This is a genomic window from Streptomyces sp. NPDC014656 (assembly GCF_043084305.1).
Lineage (GTDB): Bacteria > Actinomycetota > Actinomycetes > Streptomycetales > Streptomycetaceae > Streptomyces.
This window is the reverse complement of sequence record NZ_JBIBZN010000006.1, coordinates 267,353-291,590: the sequence shown is the minus strand read 5'-3', so window position 1 is coordinate 291,590 and position 24,238 is coordinate 267,353. Positions and strand designations below refer to the sequence as shown.

The 24,238-nt window shown below is 74.8% G+C and carries 18 protein-coding genes and 1 riboswitch; of the genes, 14 read left to right on the top strand and 4 right to left on the bottom strand.

Annotated elements, in window-relative coordinates:
- Nucleotides 1–49: 49 nt before the first annotated feature.
- Nucleotides 50–1,099, top strand: a complete 1,050-nt coding sequence (locus tag ACF1ED_RS17135; RefSeq protein WP_391761164.1) for a CobW family GTP-binding protein — start codon at nt 50–52, stop codon at nt 1,097–1,099.
- Between the two features lie 7 nt (nt 1,100–1,106).
- On the opposite strand, the gene ACF1ED_RS17130 is transcribed toward ACF1ED_RS17135, so the two are convergent.
- Entirely contained in the window at nt 1,107–2,573 is a 1,467-nt protein-coding gene (locus ACF1ED_RS17130) for an FAD-dependent monooxygenase (protein WP_391761162.1), read from the bottom strand.
- Between the two features lie 93 nt (nt 2,574–2,666).
- Here ACF1ED_RS17130 and ACF1ED_RS17125 point away from each other — a divergent pair, with 93 nt between their 5' ends.
- A complete protein-coding gene (locus ACF1ED_RS17125) occupies nt 2,667–3,347 on the top strand; it encodes a TetR/AcrR family transcriptional regulator C-terminal domain-containing protein (RefSeq protein WP_391761160.1) in 681 nt (226 codons plus the stop codon).
- Between the two features lie 149 nt (nt 3,348–3,496).
- Here the strand turns inward: ACF1ED_RS17125 and ACF1ED_RS17120 are convergent, their stop codons facing one another.
- Nucleotides 3,497–5,956, bottom strand: a complete 2,460-nt coding sequence (locus tag ACF1ED_RS17120) for a DNA topoisomerase (ATP-hydrolyzing) subunit A (protein WP_391761158.1) — start codon at nt 5,954–5,956, stop codon at nt 3,497–3,499.
- Nucleotides 5,957–6,137: 181 nt separating this feature from the next.
- Here ACF1ED_RS17120 and ACF1ED_RS17115 point away from each other — a divergent pair, with 181 nt between their 5' ends.
- From ACF1ED_RS17115 to ACF1ED_RS17100, 4 genes are all read left to right on the top strand, one after another.
- Nucleotides 6,138–7,490, top strand: coding sequence for a M16 family metallopeptidase (locus ACF1ED_RS17115; protein ID WP_391761156.1), 1,353 nt, complete (start codon nt 6,138–6,140; stop codon nt 7,488–7,490).
- A 26-nt stretch (nt 7,491–7,516) separates the two neighbouring features.
- Entirely contained in the window at nt 7,517–8,881 is a 1,365-nt protein-coding gene (locus ACF1ED_RS17110; RefSeq protein WP_391761339.1) for a M16 family metallopeptidase, read from the top strand.
- A 198-nt stretch (nt 8,882–9,079) separates the two neighbouring features.
- Nucleotides 9,080–9,240, top strand: a riboswitch (cyclic di-AMP (ydaO/yuaA leader).
- Between the two features lie 8 nt (nt 9,241–9,248).
- A complete protein-coding gene (locus ACF1ED_RS17105) occupies nt 9,249–10,019 on the top strand; it encodes a M23 family metallopeptidase (protein ID WP_391761154.1) in 771 nt (256 codons plus the stop codon).
- Between the two features lie 193 nt (nt 10,020–10,212).
- On the top strand, nt 10,213–10,896 hold the full coding sequence (locus ACF1ED_RS17100) for a GntR family transcriptional regulator (RefSeq protein ID WP_391761152.1): 684 nt from the start codon (nt 10,213–10,215) through the stop codon (nt 10,894–10,896).
- A gap of 171 nt (nt 10,897–11,067) precedes the next feature.
- Here ACF1ED_RS17100 and ACF1ED_RS17095 read toward each other — a convergent pair whose 3' ends face one another.
- Nucleotides 11,068–11,349 (bottom strand): HPr family phosphocarrier protein, encoded by a 282-nt coding sequence (locus ACF1ED_RS17095; protein ID WP_043227291.1) that lies wholly within the window; start codon nt 11,347–11,349, stop codon nt 11,068–11,070.
- A 205-nt stretch (nt 11,350–11,554) separates the two neighbouring features.
- Here ACF1ED_RS17095 and ACF1ED_RS17090 point away from each other — a divergent pair, with 205 nt between their 5' ends.
- From ACF1ED_RS17090 to ACF1ED_RS17060, 7 genes are all read left to right on the top strand, one after another.
- Entirely contained in the window at nt 11,555–14,521 is a 2,967-nt protein-coding gene (locus ACF1ED_RS17090) for a GNAT family N-acetyltransferase (protein ID WP_391761150.1), read from the top strand.
- A 39-nt stretch (nt 14,522–14,560) separates the two neighbouring features.
- The gene (locus tag ACF1ED_RS17085) at nt 14,561–15,160 is read left to right on the top strand and encodes a DUF5998 family protein (protein ID WP_391761148.1); all 600 of its coding nucleotides are present in this window, start codon (nt 14,561–14,563) and stop codon (nt 15,158–15,160) included.
- A complete protein-coding gene (locus ACF1ED_RS17080) occupies nt 15,160–16,365 on the top strand; it encodes an alkaline phosphatase family protein (RefSeq protein ID WP_391761146.1) in 1,206 nt (401 codons plus the stop codon). Before ACF1ED_RS17085 ends, ACF1ED_RS17080 begins: the two co-directional genes overlap by 1 nt.
- A 79-nt stretch (nt 16,366–16,444) precedes the next feature.
- Complete coding sequence (locus ACF1ED_RS17075; RefSeq protein WP_391761144.1) at nt 16,445–17,095, top strand: thymidine kinase; 651 nt, start codon at nt 16,445–16,447, stop codon at nt 17,093–17,095.
- 196 nt (nt 17,096–17,291) lie between these two features.
- Nucleotides 17,292–19,976, top strand: a complete 2,685-nt coding sequence (locus tag ACF1ED_RS17070) for a YfhO family protein (RefSeq protein WP_391761142.1) — start codon at nt 17,292–17,294, stop codon at nt 19,974–19,976.
- A gap of 62 nt (nt 19,977–20,038) precedes the next feature.
- Nucleotides 20,039–21,004 carry a glycosyltransferase family 2 protein gene (locus ACF1ED_RS17065; RefSeq protein ID WP_391761140.1) on the top strand — a complete coding sequence of 322 codons (966 nt, stop codon included), beginning with the start codon at nt 20,039–20,041 and terminating at the stop codon, nt 21,002–21,004.
- A 2-nt stretch (nt 21,005–21,006) separates the two neighbouring features.
- On the top strand, nt 21,007–22,356 hold the full coding sequence (locus ACF1ED_RS17060; RefSeq protein ID WP_391761138.1) for a polysialyltransferase family glycosyltransferase: 1,350 nt from the start codon (nt 21,007–21,009) through the stop codon (nt 22,354–22,356).
- 75 nt (nt 22,357–22,431) lie between these two features.
- On the opposite strand, the gene ACF1ED_RS17055 is transcribed toward ACF1ED_RS17060, so the two are convergent.
- Nucleotides 22,432–23,205, bottom strand: coding sequence for a VOC family protein (locus ACF1ED_RS17055; RefSeq protein WP_391761136.1), 774 nt, complete (start codon nt 23,203–23,205; stop codon nt 22,432–22,434).
- 159 nt (nt 23,206–23,364) lie between these two features.
- Between ACF1ED_RS17055 and ACF1ED_RS17050 the strand changes: the two genes are divergently transcribed.
- Nucleotides 23,365–24,192, top strand: coding sequence for a sulfurtransferase (locus tag ACF1ED_RS17050; RefSeq protein ID WP_391761134.1), 828 nt, complete (start codon nt 23,365–23,367; stop codon nt 24,190–24,192).
- Nucleotides 24,193–24,238: the final 46 nt, after the last annotated feature.

Below are 24,238 nucleotides of genomic sequence, written 5' to 3'. Positions count from 1 at the left end.
AGCCGGCCGGGGAGCCGTGTCCCGTACCGCCCAGCGAAAGGCTTGTTTCTTGAGCGCGCAGCAGATCCCCGTCGTCGTCCTCGCCGGGTTTCTCGGGGCGGGGAAGACCACGCTCCTGAACCAGCTGCTGCGCGGCGCGCGGGGGACCCGGATCGGGGTCATGGTCAACGACTTCGGCGACATCGGGATCGACGCGATGACGGTGGCCGGACAGGTGGGCTCGACGGTCTCCCTCGGGAACGGCTGTCTGTGCTGCGCGGTGGACGCGAGCGAGCTGGACGAGTACCTGGAGGTGCTGACCCGGCCCGAGCTGCGGCTGGACGTGATCGTCATCGAGGCCAGCGGGCTCGCCGAGCCGCAGGAGCTGGTCCGGATGGTGCTCGCCAGCGAGAACCGGCGGACGGTCTACGGCGGTCTCGTCGAGGTCGTCGACGCCGCCGAGTTCGACGCCACCCGGCGGCGGCACCCCGAGACCGACCGCCACCTCGCCCTCGCCGACCTGGTCGTGGTCAACAAGGCCGACCGGGTCTCCGGGGAGGAGCTGAGGGCCGTCCGGGAGACCGTCGCGGGGCTCGCGGACCGGGCGGCGGTGATCGAGGCGGCGCACGGGCGGATCGATCCCGAGCTGCTCTTCGACCGGGTCGTCCCGGAGGACGAGATCGCCGGCCAGATGTCGATCGAGGACATCCTCCACGCCGACGAGGACGGCCACGCCCACGCGCACGCGGCCTACGACACCGTCTCCCTGAGCACGGCGGTGCCGCTGCACCCCCGGCGGCTGATGGCCTTCCTCGACTCCCGTCCCGAGGGGCTGTACCGCCTCAAGGGCTTCGTGGACTTCGGCGCGGCCGACCCCGACCACCGCTATCTGGTGCACGCGGTCGGCCGCTTCCTGCGCTTCTACCCGGAGCCCTGGCCGGCCGGCGAGGAGCGCCTCTCGCAGCTGGTCCTGATCGGCTCCGTCGTCGACGCGGCCGCCCTGCGCAAGGAGCTCGCGGGCTGCGAGGTCGACGGCCCCGGGGACGCCCCGGACGAGCACAGCATGTGGGGCGTCCTCCGGTACGTGCCGCAGGGCGACGAGCCGCCGGCGGAGGCGTAGCCCCGGCTCAGGCGGGCACCCCCGCGGGGGCCAGGCCGACCGAGGCCAGGTAGGCGTCGAAGCTCGCGTCGGCGCGCGGGCCCGCCCAGCCCACGTACCCGTCCGGGCGGATCAGGAAGACGCCGGTGCCGTACGGCTCGTAGGCCGTGAGCCGGGCCGCGCGGACCGGCTCGGGCAGGGCCGTCGGGGGCTCCGCGGCCCCGACCGCGAGCAGGGTGAAGTGCGGCCCCCGGAAGAGGTCGAAGAGGCGCCCCTCGCCGTACGGGCCGTCCGGGGCGCGGTCGCCGGCGCGCACGCCGTCCCCCGGCGTGTTCGGGCGGGTGTCCACCGCGAGCGCCGAGCCGCGGTAGCCGACGCCGAGCTGCTGGACCTCCTCGCCCCGCTGGGGGGCGTCGCCGTCGGCGGTCTCCCGGTGGAGGCGGGTGCTGAGCCCCAGGACGTCCGCCGCGACCGGGCGGCGCTCGGCCTCGTAGCTGTCCAGGAGCGCGGCCGGGGCGCCGTGCAGCAGCACCTGCGCGAGCTTCCAGCCCAGGTTGTACGCGTCCTGGAGGCCCGTGTTGAGGCCCTGGCCGCCGGCGGGGGAGTGGACGTGGGCCGCGTCGCCCGCGAGGAAGACCCGGCCCTCCCGGAACCGGTCCGCCAGCGCCGCCCGGGCACGGTAGTCGGAGGCCCAGGGCACCTCCGTGATCTCCTCCGCCGCGAGCGGCGTCCGGGCGGCCAGCAGCGCGCGGACGCCCTCCGGGGTGGTGTCCACGCCGGCGGCCGCGTCCTCGAAGGTGGCGGCGAGCTGGAACAGGCCGTCACCGCCCGGCAGCGGGCAGAGGGCCACGCCGCCGTCCGCGGCCCGCCAGACGTGCCAGTGGTCCCGGTCGGCCACCGCCCCGGGGGAGATCCGCACGTCGGCGACGAGCATCGGGCGCGGGTCGACGGTCTCGCCGGTCATGCCGATGCCGAGCGCCCGGCGGACCGTGGAGCGGCCCCCGTCCGCGCCGACGAGGAAGGCGGCCCGGACGGTCTCCCCGGTGCCCAGCAGCGCCTCCACGCCCTCGTCGTCCTGGCGCAGACCGGTGAGCGCGGCCCCGAACCGGACGCCGCCGCCGAGCTCCGCCAGCCGGGCGTACAGCAGCTCCTGGGTGCGCGACTGCGGGATCAGCAGGGTGTTCGCGTACGGCACCCGCTCGGTGGGCTCGGAACGCTCGATCATGTCCCACTCGCCCCGCCGCTCGGTGCCCTCCCAGGCCAGCATCCGGGGGTACGGGCCCCCGGCCGCCAGCACTCCGGGGAGGACGCCGAGGTCGTCCAGGACCTCCTGGCTGCGCGGCTGGAGCCCCTTGCCGCGGGAGCCGGGGAAGAGCCCGCCGGCCCGCTCCAGGAGGAGCGTCCGGACGCCCCGGCGGGCGAGGTCGAGGGCGAGGACGAGCCCCGTCGGGCCCGCTCCGGTGATGAGGACGTCCGTGTCCCCGCGTGCTGCCATGGCTGACCGCCTCCATTCCTTAACGTCGTTAAACTCCGGTGCCCACAGCATTGCCTTAACGGCGTTAAGGAGTCAAGGGGATACCGTGACGGGGTGGTGACCAAGAAGACGAGCAAGCTGGACCCCGGCCTGGTGGCGGAGACCGCCCTGCGGCTGCTGAACGAGCGGGGCCTGGAGGGACTCACGCTCCGCGCCATCGCCCAGGAGCTGCACGTCCAGGCCCCCGCCCTGTACTGGCACTTCAAGAACAAGCAGGCGCTGCTCGACGAGATGGCGACCGTCATGTACCGCCGGATGGTCGCCGATCCGGCCGCCCGCCCGGCCGCCGGGCAGAGCTGGCAGGAGCTGATGCTCACCGCCAACCGGGGCCTGCGCGCCGGGCTGCTGCGCTACCGCGACGGCGCCAAGGTCTACAGCGGCGCCCGGTTCACCGGCAGCGACCACGCCCAGGACATGGAGCGCCAGCTCGGCGCCCTCGTCGACGCCGGGTTCTCGCTGCGCGAGGCGGTGCGGGCCAGCACGACGGCGTACATGTACACGCTCGGGTTCGTCACCGAGGAGCAGGGCACCGAGGACCGGCCGGGCGAGCTCCGCGAGGGCTTCGACATCGAGGAGCGGGCCCGGCGCCTGGCCGCGTACCCGCTCGCGGCGGCGGCGGGCGCGGAGATCTTCGCCGGCTACGACGAGCGGTTCGAGGAGGGACTGCGGCTGATCCTCGCCGGCATCGAGGCGGTGTACGCCCCCGGAGCCGCCTCCGAGGCCGCCCGCGCCTGACGGGCGCCGGGCGCCGCGCCCGGGCACGGATCCCGGTGCCCGGCGCGGCGCCCGAGCACGCGGCCCGCGGCCGGGCGCACACGACGAAGCCCCCGCTCCGGTCAGGAGCGGGGGCTTCGCGTCGTCACGCGGTGCCGTGCGGGGCCGGATCAGACCGCCGGGCCCGCCACCACGTCCACCGTCGTCGGCAGCGGGGTGCCCGAGCCGTCGCGGCGCGGGTCCGGCTCCGGCAGCTGGGCCGGGGTGCCGTTCTTCTGCGCGGCACGGGCCGGCAGGGCGCCCGCCCAGGCCAGGAGCAGGGCGTCCTCGCCCTTCAGGAAGCGCTGGCAGCGCACGCCGCCGGTCGCCCGGCCCTTGCGCGGGTACTGGTCGAACGGCGTCAGCTTCGCCGAGGTCGCCGCGGAGCCGTCCAGGGTGCCGGTCGAGCCCGCCACCGTGAAGACGGCCGCGTCCGCCGCGGGGTCCACCGCGCCGAAGGACAGCACCTCGGCGCCGGCCGTCAGCTTGATGCCCGCCATGCCGCCGGCCGGGCGGCCCTGCGGGCGCACCTGGGAGGCCGGGTAGCGCAGCAGCTGCGCGTCGGAGGTGATGAAGACCAGGTCCTCGTCGCCCGTCCGCAGCTCGGTCGCGCCCACGATCCGGTCACCGTCCTTGAGGGTGATGACCTCCAGCTCGTCCTTGTTCGCCGGATAGTCCGGCACCACCCGCTTGACCACGCCCTGGAGGGTGCCCAGCGCCAGGCCGGGGGAGGACTCGTCCAGCGTGGTCAGGCAGACCACCGTCTCGTCCCCGTCGAGCGACAGGAACTCGCTCAGCGGCGCGCCGCCCGCCAGGTTCGGCGCGGCGGCCGTGTCGGGCAGCTGCGGCAGGTCGATGACCGCGATCCGCAGCAGGCGGCCCGTCGAGGTCACCGCGCCCACGTCGCCGCGCTGGGTGGCCGCCACCGACGAGACGATCACGTCGTGCTTGGTCCGCTTCGCGTCCGGATCGGCCGGCGGCAGCTCGGCCGAGACCGTGCGGGCCAGCAGACCGGTCGAGGAGAGGAGCACCCGGCACGGGTCGTCGGCGACCTCCAGCGGGACGGCCGTGACCGGGGCGCCCGCCGACTCCAGGAGGACCGTGCGCCGGTCGGTGGCGAACTTCTTCGCGACCGCCGCCAGCTCGGCCGAGACCAGCTTGCGCAGCTCGGAGTCGGAGTCCAGGATGCCGGTCAGCTCGTCGATCTCGCCGGTCAGCCGGTCGCGCTCGGTCTCCAGCTCCAGGCGGTCGAACTTCGTGAGCCGGCGCAGCGGGGTGTCCAGGATGTACTGGGTCTGGATCTCGCTCAGCGAGAAGCGCTCCATCAGGCGCTCCTTCGCCTGCGCCGAGTTGTCGCTCTCCCGGATGAGGCGGATGACCTCGTCGATGTCGAGGAGGGCGACGAGCAGGCCCTCGACCAGGTGGAGCCGGTCGCGCTTCTTGCCGCGGCGGTACTCGGAGCGGCGGCGGACCACCGCGAAGCGGTGGTCGAGGTAGACCTCCAGGAGCTCCTTGAGGCCGAGGGTGAGCGGCTGGCCGTCCACCAGGGCCACGTTGTTGATGCCGAAGGACTCCTCCATCGGCGTCAGCTTGTAGAGCTGCTCCAGGACGGCCTCGGGCACGAAGCCGTTCTTGATCTCGATGACCAGGCGGAGTCCGTGGGCCCGGTCGGTGAGGTCCTTGACGTCGGCGATGCCCTGGAGCTTCTTCGAGCCGACCAGGTCCTTGATCTTGGAGATGACCTTCTCGGGGCCGACCGTGAAGGGCAGTTCGGTGACGATGATGCCCTTGCGGCGGGCCGTCACGGTCTCCACCGCGGTGGTGGCCCGGATCTTGAAGGTGCCGCGGCCCGACTCGTACGCGTCCCGGATGCCGTTCAGGCCGACGATCCGGCCGCCCGTCGGCAGGTCGGGGCCCGGGACGAAGCGCATCAGGGCGTCCAGGTCCGCGTTCGGGTAGCGGATCAGGTGGCGGGCGGCCGCGATCACCTCGCCCAGGTTGTGCGGGGGCATGTTGGTCGCCATGCCGACCGCGATGCCCGAAGCGCCGTTCACCAGCAGGTTCGGGTACGCGGCGGGGAGCGCGACCGGCTCCTGCTCCTGGCCGTCGTAGTTGGGCCCGAAGTCGACCGTGTCCTCGTCGATGGACTCGGTCATCAGCAGGGCGGCCGGGGCCATCCGCGACTCGGTGTACCGCATGGCGGCCGGCGGGTCGTCGTTGCCGAGCGAGCCGAAGTTGCCGTGGCCGTCGACCAGCGGCAGGCGCATGGAGAAGGGCTGCGCCATGCGCACCATGGCGTCGTAGATCGAGGCGTCGCCGTGCGGGTGCAGCTTGCCCATGACCTCGCCGACCACGCGGGCGCACTTGACGAAGCCCCGGTCGGGGCGCAGGCCCATCTCGTTCATCTGGTAGACGATGCGCCGCTGGACCGGCTTCATGCCGTCGCGGGCGTCCGGCAGGGCGCGCGAGTAGATGACCGAGTAGGCGTACTCGAGGAAGGAGCCCTGCATCTCGTCGACGACGTCGATGTCGAGGATCCTCTCCTCGTACGCGTCGTCCGGCGGCGGTGTCTTCGTGCTGCGGCGGGCCATCGCGGCTGCGGCTCCTTCTCCGACAAAGCTTGATCTGACGCGGACCATTGTGGACCGTGCCACCGACAACGTGGACCGCGACCCGGACGAGGGACATCTCGGGGGCGCGGGAACTTCGCCAGGTGTCGGCGCGCTTGCATACAGTGGCAGGACTTTTCAGATCGCGATCGAAGGGACGTACATGCCCATGGGTCACACGGCCACGGCCGAGGCCGGCTCCGGCGGCCTGACAGCGACCGAGCACCGGCTGGCGAACGGCCTGCGGGTGGTCCTCTCCGAGGACCACCTGACCCCGGTCGCCGCGGTCTGCCTCTGGTACGACGTCGGCTCGCGCCACGAGGTCGAGGGCCGCACGGGTCTCGCCCACCTCTTCGAGCACCTGATGTTCCAGGGCTCGAAGCAGGTGCACGGGAACGGACACTTCGAGCTGGTGCAGGGCGCCGGCGGCTCGCTCAACGGCACGACCAGCTTCGAGCGCACCAACTACTTCGAGACCATGCCGACGCACCAGCTGGAGCTCGCGCTCTGGCTGGAGGCCGACCGGATGGGCTCGCTGCTCGCCGCCCTCGACGACGAGTCGATGGAGAACCAGCGCGACGTCGTGAAGAACGAGCGCCGCCAGCGGTACGACAACGTGCCGTACGGCACCGCCTTCGAGAAGCTCACCGCGCTCGCGTACCCCGAGGGCCACCCGTACCACCACACCCCCATCGGCTCGATGGCGGACCTGGACGCGGCCACCCTGGAGGACGCGCGGGCCTTCTTCCGCACCTACTACGCGCCCAACAACGCGGTCCTGTCGGTCGTCGGCGACATCGACCCGGAGCAGACGCTCGCCTGGGTCGAGAAGTACTTCGGCTCCATCCCCGGCCACGACGGCAAGCCCGCCCCGCGCGACGGCGGCCTGCCCGAGGTCATCGGCGAGCAGCTGCGCGAGGTCGTCGTCGAGGACGTCCCGGCCCGCGCCCTGATGGCCGCCTACCGGCTGCCGGAGGACGGCACGCGCGCGTGCGACGCCGCCGACCTCGCCCTCACCGTGCTCGGCGGCGGCGAGTCCTCCCGCCTGCACAACCGGCTGGTCCGCCGCGACCGCACCGCCGTCGCCGCCGGCTTCGGCCTGCTCCGGCTCGCCGGCGCCCCCTCCCTCGGCTGGCTGGACGTCAAGACCTCCGGCGGCGTCGAGGTCCCCGCCATCGAGGCGGCCGTCGACGAGGAGCTCGCCCGCTTCGCGGCCGAGGGCCCGACCGCCGAGGAGATGGAGCGCGCCCAGGCCCAGCTGGAGCGCGAGTGGCTGGACCGGCTCGGCACCGTGGCCGGCCGCGCCGACGAACTGTGCCGCTTCGCCGTGCTGTTCGGCGACCCGCAGCTCGCCCTCACCGCGGTCGACCGCGTCCTCGCCGTCACCGCCGACGAGGTGCGCGAGGTGGCCGCGGCCCGGCTGCGCCCGGACAACCGCGCGGTGCTGGTCTACGAGCCCGTGGAGGGCGCGGAGGCCGACGAGAACAGCGACGAGGAAGAGGGAGCGGACCAGTGACCGACGCCGCCGTGTCTCTGACCAGCATGGATTTCCACCCGCAGCCGCAGGCCGGCGCGGCCAGGCCGTGGGCCTTCCCGGCCCCCGAGCGCGGCGCGCTCGACAACGGCCTGACCGTGCTGCGCTGCCACCGCCCCGGCCAGCAGGTCGTCGCCGTCGAGATCTTCGTCGACGCGCCGCTGGACGCCGAGCCCGAGGGGCTGGACGGCGTCGCCACCATCATGGCGCGCGCCCTCTCCGAGGGGACCACCGAGCGCGGCGCCGAGGAGTTCGCGGCCGAGCTGGAGCGCTGCGGCGCCACCCTCGACGCGCACGCGGACCACCCCGGCGTCCGGGTCTCCCTGGAGGTCCCGGTCTCCCGGCTCCGCAAGGCCCTCGGGCTGGTCGCCGAGGCGCTGGTCTCCCCGGCCTTCGACGCCGACGAGGTCAAGCGCCTGGTGGACAACCGGCTCGACGAGATCCCGCACGAGGCCGCCAACCCCAGCAGGCGCGCGGCCAAGCAGCTCTACAAGGAGCTGTTCCCGGCCACCGCCCGGATGTCCCGGCCGCGCCAGGGCACCAAGGAGACGGTGGAGGCCATCGACGCCGAGGCCGTCCGCGCGTTCTACGACGCGCACGTGCGCCCCGCCGCCGCCACGGCGGTCGTCGTCGGCGACCTCACCGGCGTCGACCTCGACGAGGTCCTCGCCGAGACCCTCGGCGGCTGGACCGGCAAGCCGGCCGCGCCGCGCCCGATGCCGCCGATCACCGCCGACGACACCGGACGGGTCGTCATCGTCGACCGCCCCGGGGCCGTCCAGACCCAGCTGCTCATCGGCCGGATCGGCCCCGACCGCCACGACGCCGTCTGGGCCGCGCAGGTCCTCGGCGTCTACTGCCTCGGCGGCACCCTGACGTCCCGTCTGGACGCCGTCCTGCGCGAGGAGAAGGGGTACACGTACGGCGTGCGCGCCTTCGGGCAGGTGCTCCGCTCGGACGGCGAGGGGCACGGCGCCTCGATGCTCGCGATCAGCGGCTCGGTCGACACCCCCAACACCGGTCCGGCCCTCGACGACCTGTGGAAGGTGCTCCGGACGCTGGCCGAGGGCGGTCTGACGGACGCCGAGCGGGACGTCGCCGTGCAGAACCTGGTGGGCGTGGCCCCGCTCAAGTACGAGACGGCGGCCTCGGTCGCCGCGACGCTGTCCGACCAGGTCGAGCAGCACCTCCCGGACGACTACCAGGCCCGGCTGTACGCGCGGCTGGCCGAGACCGGCACGGTCGAGGTCACGGCCGCGGTCGTCAGCGCCTTCCCGGCGGACCGGCTCGTCACCGTCCTGGTGGGCGACGCGGCGCAGATCGAGGAGCCCGTGCGGGCCCTCGGCATCGGCGAGGTGACCGTGGTGAGCTGACCCCCCGTCGGCTCCGGCGGAGGTCTCCGATGCGTGGAAGCACCGGAGACCTCCGCTTTGTCCGTTATGAAGTCAAGGATGATCGTATGCCCTGTGGCATGTCTTACAAAAAGGCGAGTCTGTTTGGCGATTGACATCCGCCCGGCCTAGCGTCGGTCCGTCTGTCCGACCCGACGCACGCGCCGCACCCGCGGCACCCGGACAGCATCGCCGAGTCCCCGTCAGGCGCGAGCCTGGGGAGCCGGGGACCCACGCAGTCCCTGGGGTGAATCGGACGCCTTCGCCGTGCGGAGGGGCCCGTAGGAGACCTTCCTGCTCCGAACCCGTCAGCTAACCCGGTAGGCGAGAAGGAAGGAAAGGAACCGTCTTGGCGTTCACCCGTGCCACCGGGAAGCACCGTGGTGCGAGCCGACTGGCTCGCCGCAGCGCCGGCATCGCCGGCGTGGCCGCCCTCGCCACCACCGGCGTCGTCGGCTCCCTCGCCTCCCCGGCGCTCGCCGCCGACACGGACAACCGTTCCGCCGAGGACACCGGCCTCACCCAGGTGATCGCCGACGACTCCCTCGCCGACCAGGTCAGCGCGCAGGCCGCCGCCCAGGAGCAGGAGGCCGCCGAGGCCGAGGCCCGGGCCAAGGCGCGCGCCGAGGCGAAGCGCAAGGCCGAGGCCCGCGCCCAGGAGATCCGCGAGGCCAAGGAGCGCGCGGCCCGCGAGGCCGAGCGCCGCCGCCTCGCCTCCTTCAACCTCCCGGTCGCCGGTTCGTACGTCTCCACCGGCTACAAGACCGGCGGCTCCCTCTGGTCCTCCGGCAGCCACTCCGGCGTCGACTTCCACGCCGCCTACGGCAGCTCGGTCGTCTCCGTCGGCTCCGGCACCGTCGTCGAGGCCGGCTGGGGCGGCGCGTACGGCAACAACATCGTGATCCGGATGAACGACGGCACGTACACCCAGTACGGCCACCTGTCGTCCATCGGCGTCTACGTCGGCCAGTCCGTCGAGCCCGGCCAGCAGATAGGCGTCTCCGGCTCGACCGGCAACTCGACCGGTCCGCACCTCCACTTCGAGGCCCGGACGACCGCCGACTACGGCTCCGACATCAACCCCGTCGCGTACCTCCGCGCCCGCGGCGTCAGCCTCTGACCCGCCACCCCGCTCCGAAACGGCCCCGGCTCCCACGAGCCGGGGCCTTTTCGTCGCCCGGTGACCGGTACGGCCGCCCTCCGGGACCGGCCGAATTCCGAGGGGGCATCGGAATTTCCGGCGCACTGCAATAGAGTCGCGGAAACAGCGCCGCTCGAATTCGGTGCGCACGGAGCGAAAACGGAGGTCGGACATGCGGGTTCCCGCGCAATCGGTATGCACGGCGATCCGGGACGACATCGTCTCGGGGATCTTCGAGCGCGGCAGCCGGCTGACCGAGGACCAGCTCGCCCGCCGCTACGGCGTCTCCCGCGTCCCGGTCCGCGAGGCCCTGCGCACCCTGGAGTCCGAGGGCTTCGTCGTCAGCCGACGGCACGCGGGCGCCCAGGTCGCCGAACCCACCGACCAGGAGGCCGCCGACCTCCTCGACGTCCGGGCGCTGCTCGAACCGCTCGGCGCCGCCAGGGCCGCCCAGCGGCGCACCGACGCCCACCTCAAGGTGCTGCGCGGCCTGGTCAGGCTGGGGCAGGAGCGGGCCCGCCGGGGCCGGGGCGAGGACCTCGGGGCGCTCGGCGGCTGGTTCCACGAGACCCTCGCGCAGGCCTCCGGCAGCCCGGCGCTCGCCGCGCTGCTCACCCAGCTGCGCCACAAGATCGCCTGGATGTACGCGGTGGACCTGCCGGAGCGGCCGGTGGACGCCTGGGCCGAGCACGGGGCGATCGTCGACGCCGTCGCGCGCGGGGACGCCGAGCGGGCCCGCGCGCTGACCGCCCTGCACGCCGAGCACGCCCTCCCGCTGCACCGGCTGAAAAGGCCCGAGCGGGGCCGTGTGAGGGTTTCGCAACATGCCGTCAACACGGCGAGCGTCCGGAATTAACACGGACACCGTATACAAAGAATGGCTATTCCGAGGCGCTTTTCGTGCTGCCCGAAAAGGGAAAGGGATGGCTCTGGAAATGCCGGACGGCCGTGTCCGCCGGGAATTCCGGGAACACGGCCGTCAGGAGAAGCCGTGGATCGACCCGCCGGGTCGGACCGCCTCGGGGAGTCAGACCGTCTCGGGGAGCTCGTCGAGGCCCTCGGCCACGAGCTTGGCGAGGCGCTCCAGCGCGGCCTCGGCGCCCTCGGCGTCCGAAGCGAGCACGATCTCCTCGCCGCCCTGCGCGCCCAGGCCGAGCACCGCGAGCATCGACGCGGCGTTGACCGGGTTGCCGTCGGCCTTGGCGATGGTCACGGGGACACCGGAGGCCGTGGCGGCACGGACGAAGATGGAGGCGGGGCGGGCGTGCAGGCCCTCGGCCCAGCCGACGTTGACGCGGCGCTCAGCCATGGTGTTGCCCTTCAGGTCTTCAGCGGTTGTCTAGACCAGTCTCTCACGGCGTGCGGCGTGCTCCTGCCGACCTTCGTCCCGCATCCGTGCGACGTTCGGCCCTCCTTACCTTGCACGCGGCGCGGAGGGCGCGCGAGCCGTGCACCGCAGAGGAGTGGGCGCGCGAGCGGTGCCGCTGTCGCACCCCGGCCGTAGGCTTTGCCCCATGCGGAGCACGTCGGAGCAGGCGGACGGACCGGACGGACGGGGCGGCGGAGCGGGCGGGGGAGCGGGCGGCCGCCCGGCCCCGGAGGAGCACGCCTACCCCGACCACTGGGAGGCCGACGTCGTGCTCCGCGACGGCGGCACCGCGCGCGTCCGGCCCATCACCGCCGACGACGCCGACCGGCTCGTCAGCTTCTACGAGCAGGTCTCGGACGAGTCGAAGTACTACCGCTTCTTCGCCCCCTACCCCCGGCTCTCCGCCAAGGACGTCCACCGCTTCACCCACCACGACTTCGTCGACCGGGTCGGCCTCGCCGCCACCGTCGGCGGCGAGTTCATCGCCACCGTCCGCTACGACCGGATCGACGACCGGGGCAGGCCGGCCTCCTCCCCGGCCGACGAGGCCGAGGTCGCCTTCCTCGTCCAGGACGCCCACCAGGGCCGCGGCGTCGCCTCCGCCCTCCTCGAACACATCGCGGCCGTCGCCCGCGAGCGCGGGATCCGCCGCTTCGCCGCCGAGGTGCTCCCCGCCAACACCAAGATGATCAAGGTGTTCACGGACGCCGGGTACACCCAGAAGCGCAGCTTCGAGGACGGCTCCGTCCGCCTCCACCTCGACCTGGAGCCGACCGACCGCTCCCTCGCCGTCCAGCGCGCCCGCGAACAGCGCGCCGAGGCCCGCTCCGTCCAGCGGCTCCTCGCCCCCGCCTCGGTCGCCGTCGTCGGCGCCGGACGCACCCCCGGCGGAGTCGGCAGGACCGTGCTGCGGAACCTGCTGGACGCCGGCTTCAAGGGACGGGTGTACGCGGTCAACCCCGGGCTCGGCGCCGGGGAGGGCGAGCTCGACGGCGTGCCCGCCTTCCCCTCCGTCGCGGCCGTCGGCGCCCCCGTCGACCTCGCGGTCGTCGCCGTCCCGGCCGAGCGGGTCCCCGAGGTCGTCGCCGACTGCGGCGAACACGGCGTGCGGGGCCTGGTCGTCCTCTCCGCCGGATACGCCGAGAGCGGCACCGAGGGCCGCGCGCGGCAGCGGGCCCTGGTCCGCCAGGCCCGCTCGTACGGCATGCGGATCATCGGCCCCAACGCCTTCGGCATCATCGACACCGCCGACGACGTCCGCCTCAACGCCTCCCTCGCCCCCGAGATGCCCGCCGCCGGCCGCATCGGCCTCTTCACCCAGTCCGCCGCCATCGGCGTCGCCCTCCTCGCCCGGCTGCACCGGCGCGGAGCCGGCCTCTCCTCCTTCATCTCCGCCGGCAACCGCGCGGACGTCTCCGGCAACGACGTCCTCCAGCACTGGTACGACGACCCCGCGACCGACGTCGTCCTCCTCTACCTGGAGTCGATCGGCAACCCCCGCAAGTTCACCCGGCTCGCCCGCCGCACCGCCGCCGTCAAACCGGTCGTCGTGGTCAAGGGCGCCCGCCACAGCGGCAGCGCCCCGCCCGGCCACCGCGTCCCCGTCACCCGCGTCCCGCACGCCACCGTCGACGCGCTGCTCCGCCAGGCCGGCGTCATCCGCGTCGACACCGTCACCGAACTCGTCGACGCCGGGGTGCTGCTCGCCGGCCAGCCGCTCCCCGCCGGACCGCGCGTCGCGATCCTCGGCAACTCCGAGTCCCTCGGCCTCCTCGCGTACGACGCCTGCCTCACCGAGGGGCTGCGCCCGCAGCGGCCCCTCGACCTGACGACCGCCGCCACCCCCGCCGACTTCAGGGACGCGCTCGCCGCCGCCCTCGCCGACGACGCCTGCGACGCGGTCGTCGTCACCGCCATCCCCTGGGTCGGCATCGAGGGCACCACCGAGGTGCTGGCCGCCTCCCTCCGCGAGGCCGTCGCCGGCAGCGGGGCCGCGGGCGCCGCCAAGCCGGTCGTCGTCGTGCACGTCGAGATGGGCGGCCTCGCCGAGGCCCTGTCCGCCGCCACCAGCACCCGCCCCGTCCCCTCCCGCACCCGCCGCCCGACCGCCGCCGCGCCCGTCCCCGTACCGCAGGAGGCGCCGGGGACACCAAGGGCACCGGAGGCACCGGAGGCGCAGGAGGCAAGAGGAGCGGGAGAGGCGCAGGAGGCGCCGGAGCAGGCCGCCCCCGTCCGGAACATCCCCGCCTACCCCGCCGCCGAGCGGGCCGTCCGGGCGCTCGCCGAGGCCGTGCGGTACGGGCAGTGGCGGCGACAGGCCGCCGACCCGGGGCGGGTCCCGGAGTACGACGCCATCGACGAGGCCGGCGCCGCCGCGCTCATCGACCGCGTGCTCGGCGAGCGGGGCGCCGGGCAGGAGTCCCGCGGAGTGACCCTCACCACCGACGAGGCCGGCGAACTGCTCGGCCGGTACGGCATCGCCGTCCGCCCCACCCTGCCCGCGCCCGGGCCCGACGAGGCCGCCCTGGCCGCCGCCCGGCTCGGCTACCCGGTCGCGCTCAAGACCACCGCCCCGCACCTGCGCCACCGCCCGGACCTCGGCGGCGTCCGGCTCGACCTGGCGACCGAGGAGCAGCTGCGCACCGCCTACGCCGAGCTGACCGAGGCCCTCGGCAAGCCCGAGGAGCTCCAGCCCGTCGTCCAGGCGATGGTGCCCCGCGGCGTCGACACCGTCGTGCGCGCCGCCATCGACCCCGCCGTCGGAGCCGTGCTCTCCTTCGGGCTCGCCGGCGCCGCCTCCGAGCTGCTCGGCGACACCGCCCACCGGCTGGTCCCGGCCACCGACCGGGACGCCGCCGAGCTGGTCCGCTCCATCCGCACCGCCCCGCTGCTCTTCGGCTGGCGCGGCTCGGCCCCCGTCGACACCCCGGCCCTGGAGGAGCTGCTGCTCCGGGTCTCCCGGCTGGTCGACGACCATCCGGAGATCGTCTCCGTCGCGCTCGAACCGGCCGTGGTCGCCCCCACCGGCGTCTCCGTCCTCGGAGCCGCGGTCCGGCTCGCCCCGCCCCCGCCCACCACCGACCTCGGCCCCCGCCGCCTGCCCAGCTACTGAAGGGCCGGGGGGTGCCTCCGGCCCCGTAGGATGGAGTCCATGGTGAAGAGCGGTACGACGACCCAGGGGCTGCGCGCGGCGATCGAGCGCAGCGGCTACTACCCGGCACTCGTGGCCGAGGCGGTGGAGGCCGCCGTCGGCGGCGAGGACGTCGCGTCGTACGTGGTCCACCAGGAGACCACCTTCGACGCCAACGAGGTCCGGCGCCACGTCACCGTCCTCGTGCTGACCCCGAGCCGCTTCATCGTCAGCCACACCGACGAGCAGGCGGCCGACAACAGCTCGCCGAGCCCGTACGCCACCACGTCCACCGAGTCCGTGAAGCTGGACCGGATCTCGTCGGTCGTGGTCAGCCGGGTCGTCGCCAACCCGGAGTCGTACACCCCGGGCACCGTGCCCCGCGAGGTCGTCCTCACCATCGGCTGGGGGGCCGTCTCCCGGATCGACCTGGAGCCGGCCGCCTGCGGCGACCCGAACTGCGACGCCGACCACGGCTACACCGGCAACGCCACCGCCGACGACCTCAGCCTGCGCGTCAGCGAGGCCGGCGACGGCCCGGACACCGTCCGGCAGACCCTCACCTTCGCCCAGGCGCTCTCCGAGGCCACCGCCGGCACCGCCCCGACGGCCGGCCGCTGATGGCCCAGCCCACCTCCGTCGCCCACGGCTGGCCGGACGACCCGGTCCCGCTCGCCCCCGAGACCGCGCCGGTGCCCGAGTACGGCTCCGGCTCCCTCGGCGACCTGCTGCCCACCCTCGTCGCCGGCCAGGGCGTGCCCGGCTTCGACGCGCGGATCGCCGAGCTGACCCCGGCCGACCGCGTCTGCGTCTTCCTCGTCGACGGGCTCGGCTGGGAGCAGATCCTGGCCCACCCGGACGAGGCCCCGTACCTGACCTCGCTGCTCGGCACCTCGCGCGGCTGCACCGGCCGGCCGATCACCGCCGGCTTCCCCGCCACCACCGCGACCTCGCTGGCCTCCGTCGGCACCGGCCGCGCCCCCGGCGCCCACGGCCTCGGCGGCTACATGGTCCGCAACCCGGAGACCGGCGAGCTGATGAACCAGCTCAAGTGGCGCCCCTGGACCCCGCCGAAGGTCTGGCAGCCGTACCCGACGGTCTTCCAGCAGGCCCACGAGGCCGGGATCCACACCGCGCAGGTGTCCTCCCCGATCTTCGAGCAGACCCCGCTCACCCAGATCGCGCTCAGCGGCGGCACCTTCCACGGGCGCCTCTCCGGCGAGGAGCGGATGGACCTGGCGGCCGAGCAGCTGGCCGGCGGCGACCGCTCGCTGGTCTACACGTACTACAGCGAGCTCGACGGCGCCGGGCACCGCTTCGGCCTCGACTCCGACGCCTGGCGCGGCCAGCTGATGCTCGTCGACCGGCTGGTGCGGCGGCTCGCCGAGCAGCTGCCCGCCCGCTCGGCGCTGTACGTCACCGCCGACCACGGCATGGTCGACGTCCCCTTCGACGAGGAGCACCGGATCGACGTCGACGAGGACTGGGAGCTGCGCGCCGGCGTCGCCCTCCTCGGCGGCGAGGGCCGGGCCCGGCACGTCTACGCCGTCCCCGGCGCCGAGGCCGACGTCCTCACCTGCTGGCGCGAGGTCCTCGGCGAGCAGTTCTGGGTGGCGGGCCGCGACGAGGCGATCGCCCTCGGCTGGTTCGGCGACACGGTCGACGAGCGGGTGTACGGCCGGATCGGCGACGTCGTCGCCGCCGCCCACGAGGACGTGGCGCTCGTCGCGTCCGTCGGCGAGCCGCTGGAGACCCGGATGGCCGGCATGCACGGCTCGATGACCCCCGCCGAGCAGTTCGTGCCGCTCCTCGAAGTCCGCACCTGACGTCCGCAGCCGCAGCCCCGCCACCCCCTCCCGCAACCCGATCCTCCCGTACCCCGACCCGAAAGGTCCCCGACCCGTCATGCCCGAGCTGGTGTTCTTCTCCGGAACGATGGACTGCGGAAAGAGCACGCTGGCTCTCCAGATCGCGCACAACCGGGACGCGCGCGGCCTCCAGGGCGTCATCTTCACCCGGGACGACCGGGCGGGCGCCGGGAAGCTGTCCTCCCGCCTCGGCCTGGTGACCGAGGCGGTCGAGGCGCCGGAGGGCATGGACCTCTACGCGTACCTCGTCGACCAGCTCTCCCAGGGCGGCAAGGCCGACTACGTGATCGTCGACGAGGCGCAGTTCCTCGCCCCGGTCCAGATCGACCAGCTCGCCAGGATCGTCGACGACCTCGGGCTCGACGTGTACGCCTTCGGCATCACGACCGATTTCCGCACCAAGCTCTTCCCCGGCTCGCAGCGGCTCATAGAACTCGCCGACCGGATCGAGCAGCTCCAGGTGGAGGCGCTGTGCTGGTGCGGCGCCCGCGCCACCCACAACGCCCGGACCGTCGGCGGCCACATGGTCGTCGAGGGCGAGCAGGTCGTCGTCGGCGACGTGAACACCGCGGCGGAGGTCGTCGGGTACGAGGTGCTGTGCCGGCGCCACCACCGGCGCCGGATGACGAGCGCGAGCTCCCGCGCCGCGTCCCTCTCCCCGGACGTGCTGCCGGTCACCCCCCACTGAGCCCCCGGGCCCCGGACGGTCGTGCCCGGCTCCGGGGGTCACCCGAACGGCGCCGACGACACCGGGTGTTCACCCGGAGGCTGCCGGGAGAACGTCCGGTGATCCACTTCGGGACGCTCGAACCAGGAGTAATGGGTTCGTCCCGCCGTGCGCTCGCCGCGGGTGACCGACGAGCCGCGTGCTCCCTGGAGGACCAGTGCCACCCGCCGCCCCACCCGTGCCCGCCCCCGCCCGGGACGGGGTACGCGGCGGCCCCCGCCCCTCCCGGAACCCGCTGCTCCTCGCGCCCGCGGGCGCCGGGGCGCTCACGGCCGCCGTCTTCGTCCTGGCCACCGCGCTCGCCCGCAGCCACCCCCTCGGCCCGTACACCCGGAACGTCGTCGACCTCGGCCAGCAGTACCTGCCGTACCACGCCTACTGGCGGGCCTTCCTGCTCGGCGACACCCACGGCGACGCCTTCCTCAACTGGAACTCCGGCTTCGGCGCGGGCTTCCTCGGCGACATCGGCACCTATCTGAGCAGCCCCTTCTCGCTCCTCGTCGTCCTCTTCCCGGCCGACCGGCCGGAACTCGCGCTGTACGTCATCACCGCACTCAAGATCACCTCGGCGGGCGCGGCGATGGCCGCCCTGCTGATCCGGCTCCGCCCGGCCGGACGGCCCGGCGGCCCGTGGCCGCTCGCCGCGCTCCTCGGAGCCGCCTACGCGCTCTCCGGATGGACCTTCAACCACGGCGCCTCCGTGCCCATGTGGCTCGACGGGCTGATCGCCTTCCCGCTGCTCTGCCTGGTCGCGGAGTGGGCCCGCGCCGGCCGCCGGCCGGTGCTCGGACCGCTGGTCGTCGCCGCCGCGTGGACCGCCAACTTCTACACCGCCTACATGGCCACCCTCGGCGCGGCCCTCTTCCTCGCGGTCCGGCTGCTCACCGCCGACCCGGAGACCGCCCCCGCCCCACGGACCGCCGGTGGCCCGGAGACCCCCGGCGCCTCCGGGACCACCGCCCGGCGGCGGCTCGCCGCCCTCCTGCGGGCCGGGTGGACCGTGGGCCTGGGCATCGGGCTCGCCGCCCCGCTCGTCCTCGTCGTCTTCAGCGGGACCAAGTACGCCGACCCGACGCCCGAGACGGTCTTCGCGCCCGCCTCCTGGCCCGAGCTGCTCGGCCGCTTCCTGCCCGCCACCGCCAACGTGGACACCCCGGCGCTCTTCATCGGCACGCCCGCCCTCCTCCTCGCCCTCACACTGCCCTTCAACCGGGCGGTCGCCCCGCGCGTGCGGCTCGGCTGGACGGCGCCGGCCGTCCTGGTGACGCTCTCCCTCCAGTGGGGCCCGACCCACCTCCTCTGGCACGCCGGCGCCTCGCCCAACGGCAATCCGTACCGCCAGGCCTTCGTGCTCTGCGGGCTGCTGCTGATCGCCGCCTGGTTCTCCGCCGCCCCCGGCGTGCCCCGCCCGGCCGCCCTGCTCGGTGCCGCCGCCCTGCTCGGGGCGCTCGCCCTCGCCGCCCGGAGCAGCGCCGACATCGACGCCTGGAGCTACCCGGCCGCGGCCGCCGCCCTGCTGCTCGCCCTCGCCGCCTGCGCCCTCGCCCCGCGCGCCGGCCGGCCCGCCGCCTCCCGGGCGCTGCCCGTCGCCGGAGCCGTCCTCCTGCTCGCCGCCCAGGCGGGGGAGAGCGCCGTCAGCGGGATGCGCACCGAGTGGCAGCAGCGCGCCGACGTCGCCTGGGCGCCCCGGATCGGCGCCTGGCAGCGGGCGGTGGCCGCCGAGGTGGCCCGCGCCGACGCCTGGCCCGCGTACCGCACCGACCCCGGCCCGCTGCCCGGCGGCAACGAACCCCTGCTCCTCGGCGGCGAGGGCGCCGACGCCTACTCCAGCCTCACCACCGAGAACACCTCCCGCACCCTCGACTCCCTCGGCTTCGGCCACTACGCCAAGGGCCGCCACCCCGAGACCCTCGACAACCCCGTCACCGACGCGATCTTCTCCATCGGCGCCCGGATCCGCTCCGAGGCCACCGAGCCGGTGCGCCAGGACGCCGCGCCCCGCGGCGGCGCGACCGCCACCCTCACCCCCGTACCGCCGCTCGTCACCGTCCACCCGGCCAGGAACGCGACCGTGGACCCCGCGGACTCCGCCTTCCGCAACCAGGAACTCCTCCTCGGCTCCTCCGTCTACGCGCTGCCCGCCGTCCGCCGCACCGGCACCACCCTGACCGCCCGCTGCCCGGCCGGCTCCGAAGTCTGGTTCTGGGCGCCCGAGTTCAAGGGCACCGCCGCCCTCGCCGGCGCCGCCCCCGCCGACTACGACGGCCGTCCGCCCGCCGTCCGCGCCCCGATGCGCGCCCTCGGCACCGTCCCGCCCGGCGGCCGGGTCCGCGTCGAGCTGCTGCCCGAGGGGCGCACCACGCTGCCCCGCCAGTCCGTCGGCTGCCTCGACCGCTCCCGCCTCGCCGCCGCCGTCACCCGGCTCACCGCCACCGGCGCCACCCGCGTCACCACCACCGGCCACGGCCTCACCGCCGAACTGCCCCCCGGCAGCACCGGCACCGCCGTCGTCGCCGTCCCCCGCGCCACCGGCTGGCGGTGCGCGGCCGGCGACGCCGAACCCGTCTCCGCCCGCTCCCACCGGGGCCTGCTCGCCGTCCCCCTGGACGGCCGCGCGACCCGCGTGAGCTGCTCCTTCCGGCCCCCCGGCGTCCGGCTCGGCGCCGCCGCCGGAGGCGCCGCGCTGTTCGCCCTGCTCGCCACCGCGCTCCTCGCCCGGCGCCGCGCACGGCGGACCCGGAGCGGTTCGCACCCGGGACGGCAAGAGTTCACCGGCCGTCCACACGAGGCTCGTCCGGGTGCTCAGGACGCCGATTACGCTCCCCGCCGTACCGGCGCCTGACAGCCGGAAGACACCCCGATTCCATCCGTGTCCGCCTCCGATCCAGTGTGGGGATTCTCCGCGTGCCCAAACTCTCCGTCGTCGTCCCCTTCCACAACGTCGGGCCGTACGCCCCCGACACCGTGCGCAGCCTCGCCCTCAACGCGGACCCGGACTTCGAGTTCCTCCTGATCGACGACTGCTCCACCGACGAGACCCCGGACGTCCTCGACCGCTGGCAGGACCGGATCCCGAACGCCCGGGTCATCCGCCACGAGACCAACCTCGGCGTCGCCCAGGCCCGCAACACCGGCATCGACGCCTCCACCGGCGACTACGTCACCTTCCTCGACGGCGACGACTGGTACGCCCCCGGCCACCTCCGCGCCGCCGTCGACGGCACCGAGCGCCTCGGCGTCGACTTCGCCCGCACCGACCACGTCCTCGCCGAGGGCCGCAAGCGGAACATCAAGTACGCCCCCGCCAAGGTCCGCGACGCCGTCATGGACCCCCGCGACGGCATCGCCCCGGCCAGCATGATCACGATGGTCGACTACCCCTTCGTCCCCTTCGGCGTCTACGGCCGCACCCTCTTCGAGGACGGCGCGTCCCGCTTCGAGACCAGGCTGCGCACCGCCGAGGACCGGCTCTGGGTCTGGCGCCTCCACCTCAGGGCCCGCACCTACGCCGCCCTCTCCCTGCACGGCGTCTTCTACCGGCGCGGCGTCACCACCTCGCTCACCCAGATCAGCGACAACCGCCAGCTGGACTTCATCCCCTCCTACGACCTCCTCCTGGAGGAGGTCTCCCAGGACCGCGACGCCGGCCGCTTCCTGCCCAAGGCCGTCCGCACCTACTGCGCCATGATCGCCTTCCACGTGAACAAGGCCGGGAAGTACGAGCCCGAGGTCGCCGAGCGGCTGCGCGCCGACGTCGCCGACGCCCTGCACCGCATGCCGCAGGACGTCCTCGAGGAGACCCTCGCCACCATGGACACCCCCCGCGCCACCCTCCTGCGGAGCCTGCGCGAGACCGGAAGGACCCTCTGACCATGACCACCGACACGGCCACCGGCCCGCGCCCGGTCCAGATCTTCCAGGTCTCCACCCTCTACGGCGCCGCGACCGTCGCCGCCGCGATCGACGCCGGACTGTACGGCGCCCCCGGCGACGCCCGCCGCCTCCTGCTGCTCTCGCACAACGCCGAGATCCCGGAGACCGCGCTCCGCCTGGAGACGATGACCGGCTACGCCCGGATCGCCGCCCGCTTCGACGGCGTCCTCGACTGGAACGAGACGATCCACCCGTACCACCCGGCCGCCTGGGCCCCCCGCCCCGAGGAGACCCCCCTCTGGCAGCGCGTGCTGCGCACCGCCTGGGACCTGGGCGCCGCCCGCGTCGAGCTGATCGTGGAGTCCATCCAGGTCAACCCGGCCAAGGCGCTCGGCGCCTGCTTCGCCGAGAGCTCCGTCGAGGTCTACGCCGACGGGCTGATGAGCTACGGCCCCACCCGCACGGACGTCGCCCAGTCGCTTGCCTGCCGCATCCGCCGGCTCCTCCACCTCGACCTGGTGCCCGGCCTGACCCCGATGCTCCTCACCGAGTACGGCACCCCGTCCGAGCTGGTCCCCGACGCCGCCTTCCGCGCGGTCCTCGCGGAGATCGCCGCCGAGGCCGGCGAGGACCCCGCCGTCGCCGAGGCCGTCGCCGCCCGGCCCGGCGCGCTGCTCCTCGGCCAGTACCTCGCCGCGCTCGGCCTCCTCACCGTCGAGGAGGAGGAGGAACTGCACGTGCGGATGCTCCGCGGCGCCGCCGCCCTCGGCCACCGCAGCATCGTCTTCAAGCCCCACCCCACCGCCCCCGCCGGCTACTCCACCGCCCTGCGCCAGGCGGCCAAGGAGACCGGGGTGCGGCTCACCGTCCTCGACGTGCCGCTGCTCGCCGAGACCTTCTACGAGCGCTGCCGGCCGCGGCTCGTCGTCGGCTGCTTCTCCACGGCGATGCTCACCGCCGCCGTCTACTACGGGATCCCCGTCGCCCGGGTCGGCACCGAAGAGCTCCTGGAGCGGCTGACCCCCTTCGAGAACAGCAACCGGATCCCGCTCACGGTGGTCGACCACCTCGTCCCCGCCCTGGAGGACGGCGGCGCGCCGGCCGTGCCCGGACCCGCCCCGGACTCGCTCGCCCCGCTGGTCAGGGCGGTGAGCTACTGCATGCGGCACAAGAGCCACCCCGGCCTGCGGGCCGAGACCGAGCTGTACCTGGCCGCGCACCACGCCGACCCGGGGGTCGCCCACCACTTCGGCACCGCCCGGCTCACCCAGCTCGGCCTCCCGGGCGGCGAGCCCGTCACGGCCGGCCCGTCCCGGGTCCGCCGGGGCTTCGCCCGCACCCGGCGCTGAGGGCGCGACCGGGGCCGGGGGCGCGACCGGGGCCGTCCGTGACGGCCCGGCGGTCATCGGCGGCCGGGAGCGCCGTCAACGCGCGCGGGACCTCACGAGGGTGAAGACCGCGCCCTCCGGGTCCGCGACCAGGGCGAGCCGCCCGGCCGTGCCGTCCCGGGGCGGCCGCAGCACCCTGCCGCCCAGCTCCGCCACCAGCCCGGCCGCCGCGTCCGTGTCGTCGACCTCGAAGTACGTCATCCAGTGCGGGCCCCGGTCCCGGGGCAGCGCCTCGCCCACCCCGTGCAGCGAGGCGACCGGGCGCCCGTCCACGTGCAGGGTCGCGTAGTCGGAGTCGGCCGAGACCACCGGCTCGACCTCGTACCCGAAGACCGAGCGGTAGAACTTGCCGACCGTGGCCGTCTCGTAGGTGAGCAGCTCGTTCCACACCGGCGTCCCGGCCGGCCCGGCGAGCGCGGTGCCGTGGTGGGCCTCCGCCTCCCAGACGCCGAAGACCGCCCCGGCGGGGTCGGCGCAGATGACCAGCCGGCCCGCCTCGCCCGCGTCCAGCGGCCCCACCGCGACCGTCCCGCCGCAGGAGCGGACGGACTCGGCGGTCTCGTCGGCGTCCGGGGTGGCCAGATAGGTGGTCCAGGCCGTGTCGAGGTGCCGGTCGGGGGGCAGCTGTCCGATGCCGGCCACCTCGCGCCCGCCCAGCAGGGCACGCACGTAGGGGCCGAGCTGCTGCGGGCCGGGGACGAACCGCCAGCCGAAGAGCGCCTGGTAGAACTCCTGCGTCGCGTCGATCCCGTGCACCATCAGACTCACCCAGCAGGGTGTCCCCGGGCTGCGCCGAGCCGCCTCGGTCATCGTCACCCTCTCCTCGGACCTGGTCGGGACCGTGCCCCGCCGCCGGTGGCCTCGCCGGGCCGCGCACGGCGCGCCCCGGTCGCGCCCCGTCTGGCGCGATCCTCCGGGAGGACGCCGGGTCCGTCCCCGGCACGCGCGCGGCTGCGCGAGGATGGCCCCATGAAGCCCATCATCTCCGCAAGCGAACTCGTGAGCGAGTCGGCGGGAGCCCGGCCGCCGGTCCTCCTGGACGTGCGCTGGACCCTCGGGGGCCCGCCCGGACGCCCCGCGTACGAGGCAGGGCACCTGCCCGGCGCGGTCTACGTGGACCTCGACGCCGAACTGGCCGGACCGCCCGGCGAGGGCGGCCGGCACCCGCTGCCGGACCCGGACGCCTTCGGGGCCGTCATGCGCGGGGCGGGGGTCCGTGCCGACCGCCCGGTGGTGGTCTACGACGGCGGGCTCGGCTGGGGCGCCGCCCGTGCCTGGTGGCTGCTGCGCTGGACGGGCCACCCGGACGTGCGGGTGCTCGACGGCGGCCTGGCGGCCTGGACGGGGGAGCTGTCGACGGCGGTCCCGGAGCCCGAGCCGGGCGACTTCGCGCCGAAGCCCGGCGGGCTGCGGCTGCTCGACGCGGACGAGGCGGCGGCGCTGGCCCGTTCGGGGCTGCTCCTGGACGCCCGGGCCGCCGAGCGGTACCGCGGCGACGTGGAGCCCATCGACCGGGTCGGCGGCCACATCCCCGGCGCCCACTCGGCCCCGACGACGGAGAACGTGGCGGGTGACGGCCTCTTCCTCGCCGCCGGCGCGCTCCGCGAGCGGTTCGCGGCGCTGGGCGCGGCCGAGGCGCCGGAGGTCGGCGTCTACTGCGGCTCGGGAGTCTCCGGCGCCCACGAGGTGCTGGCCCTGGAGCTGGCCGGCATTCCGGCGGCGCTCTACGCCGGCTCCTGGTCGGAGTGGTCCTCGGACCCGTCCCGCCCGGTCGCCACGGGTCCGGACCCGCGGTAGGACGCGGAAGCGGGGCCCGCGCCGATCCGCTCGGAGCGGGCCCCGC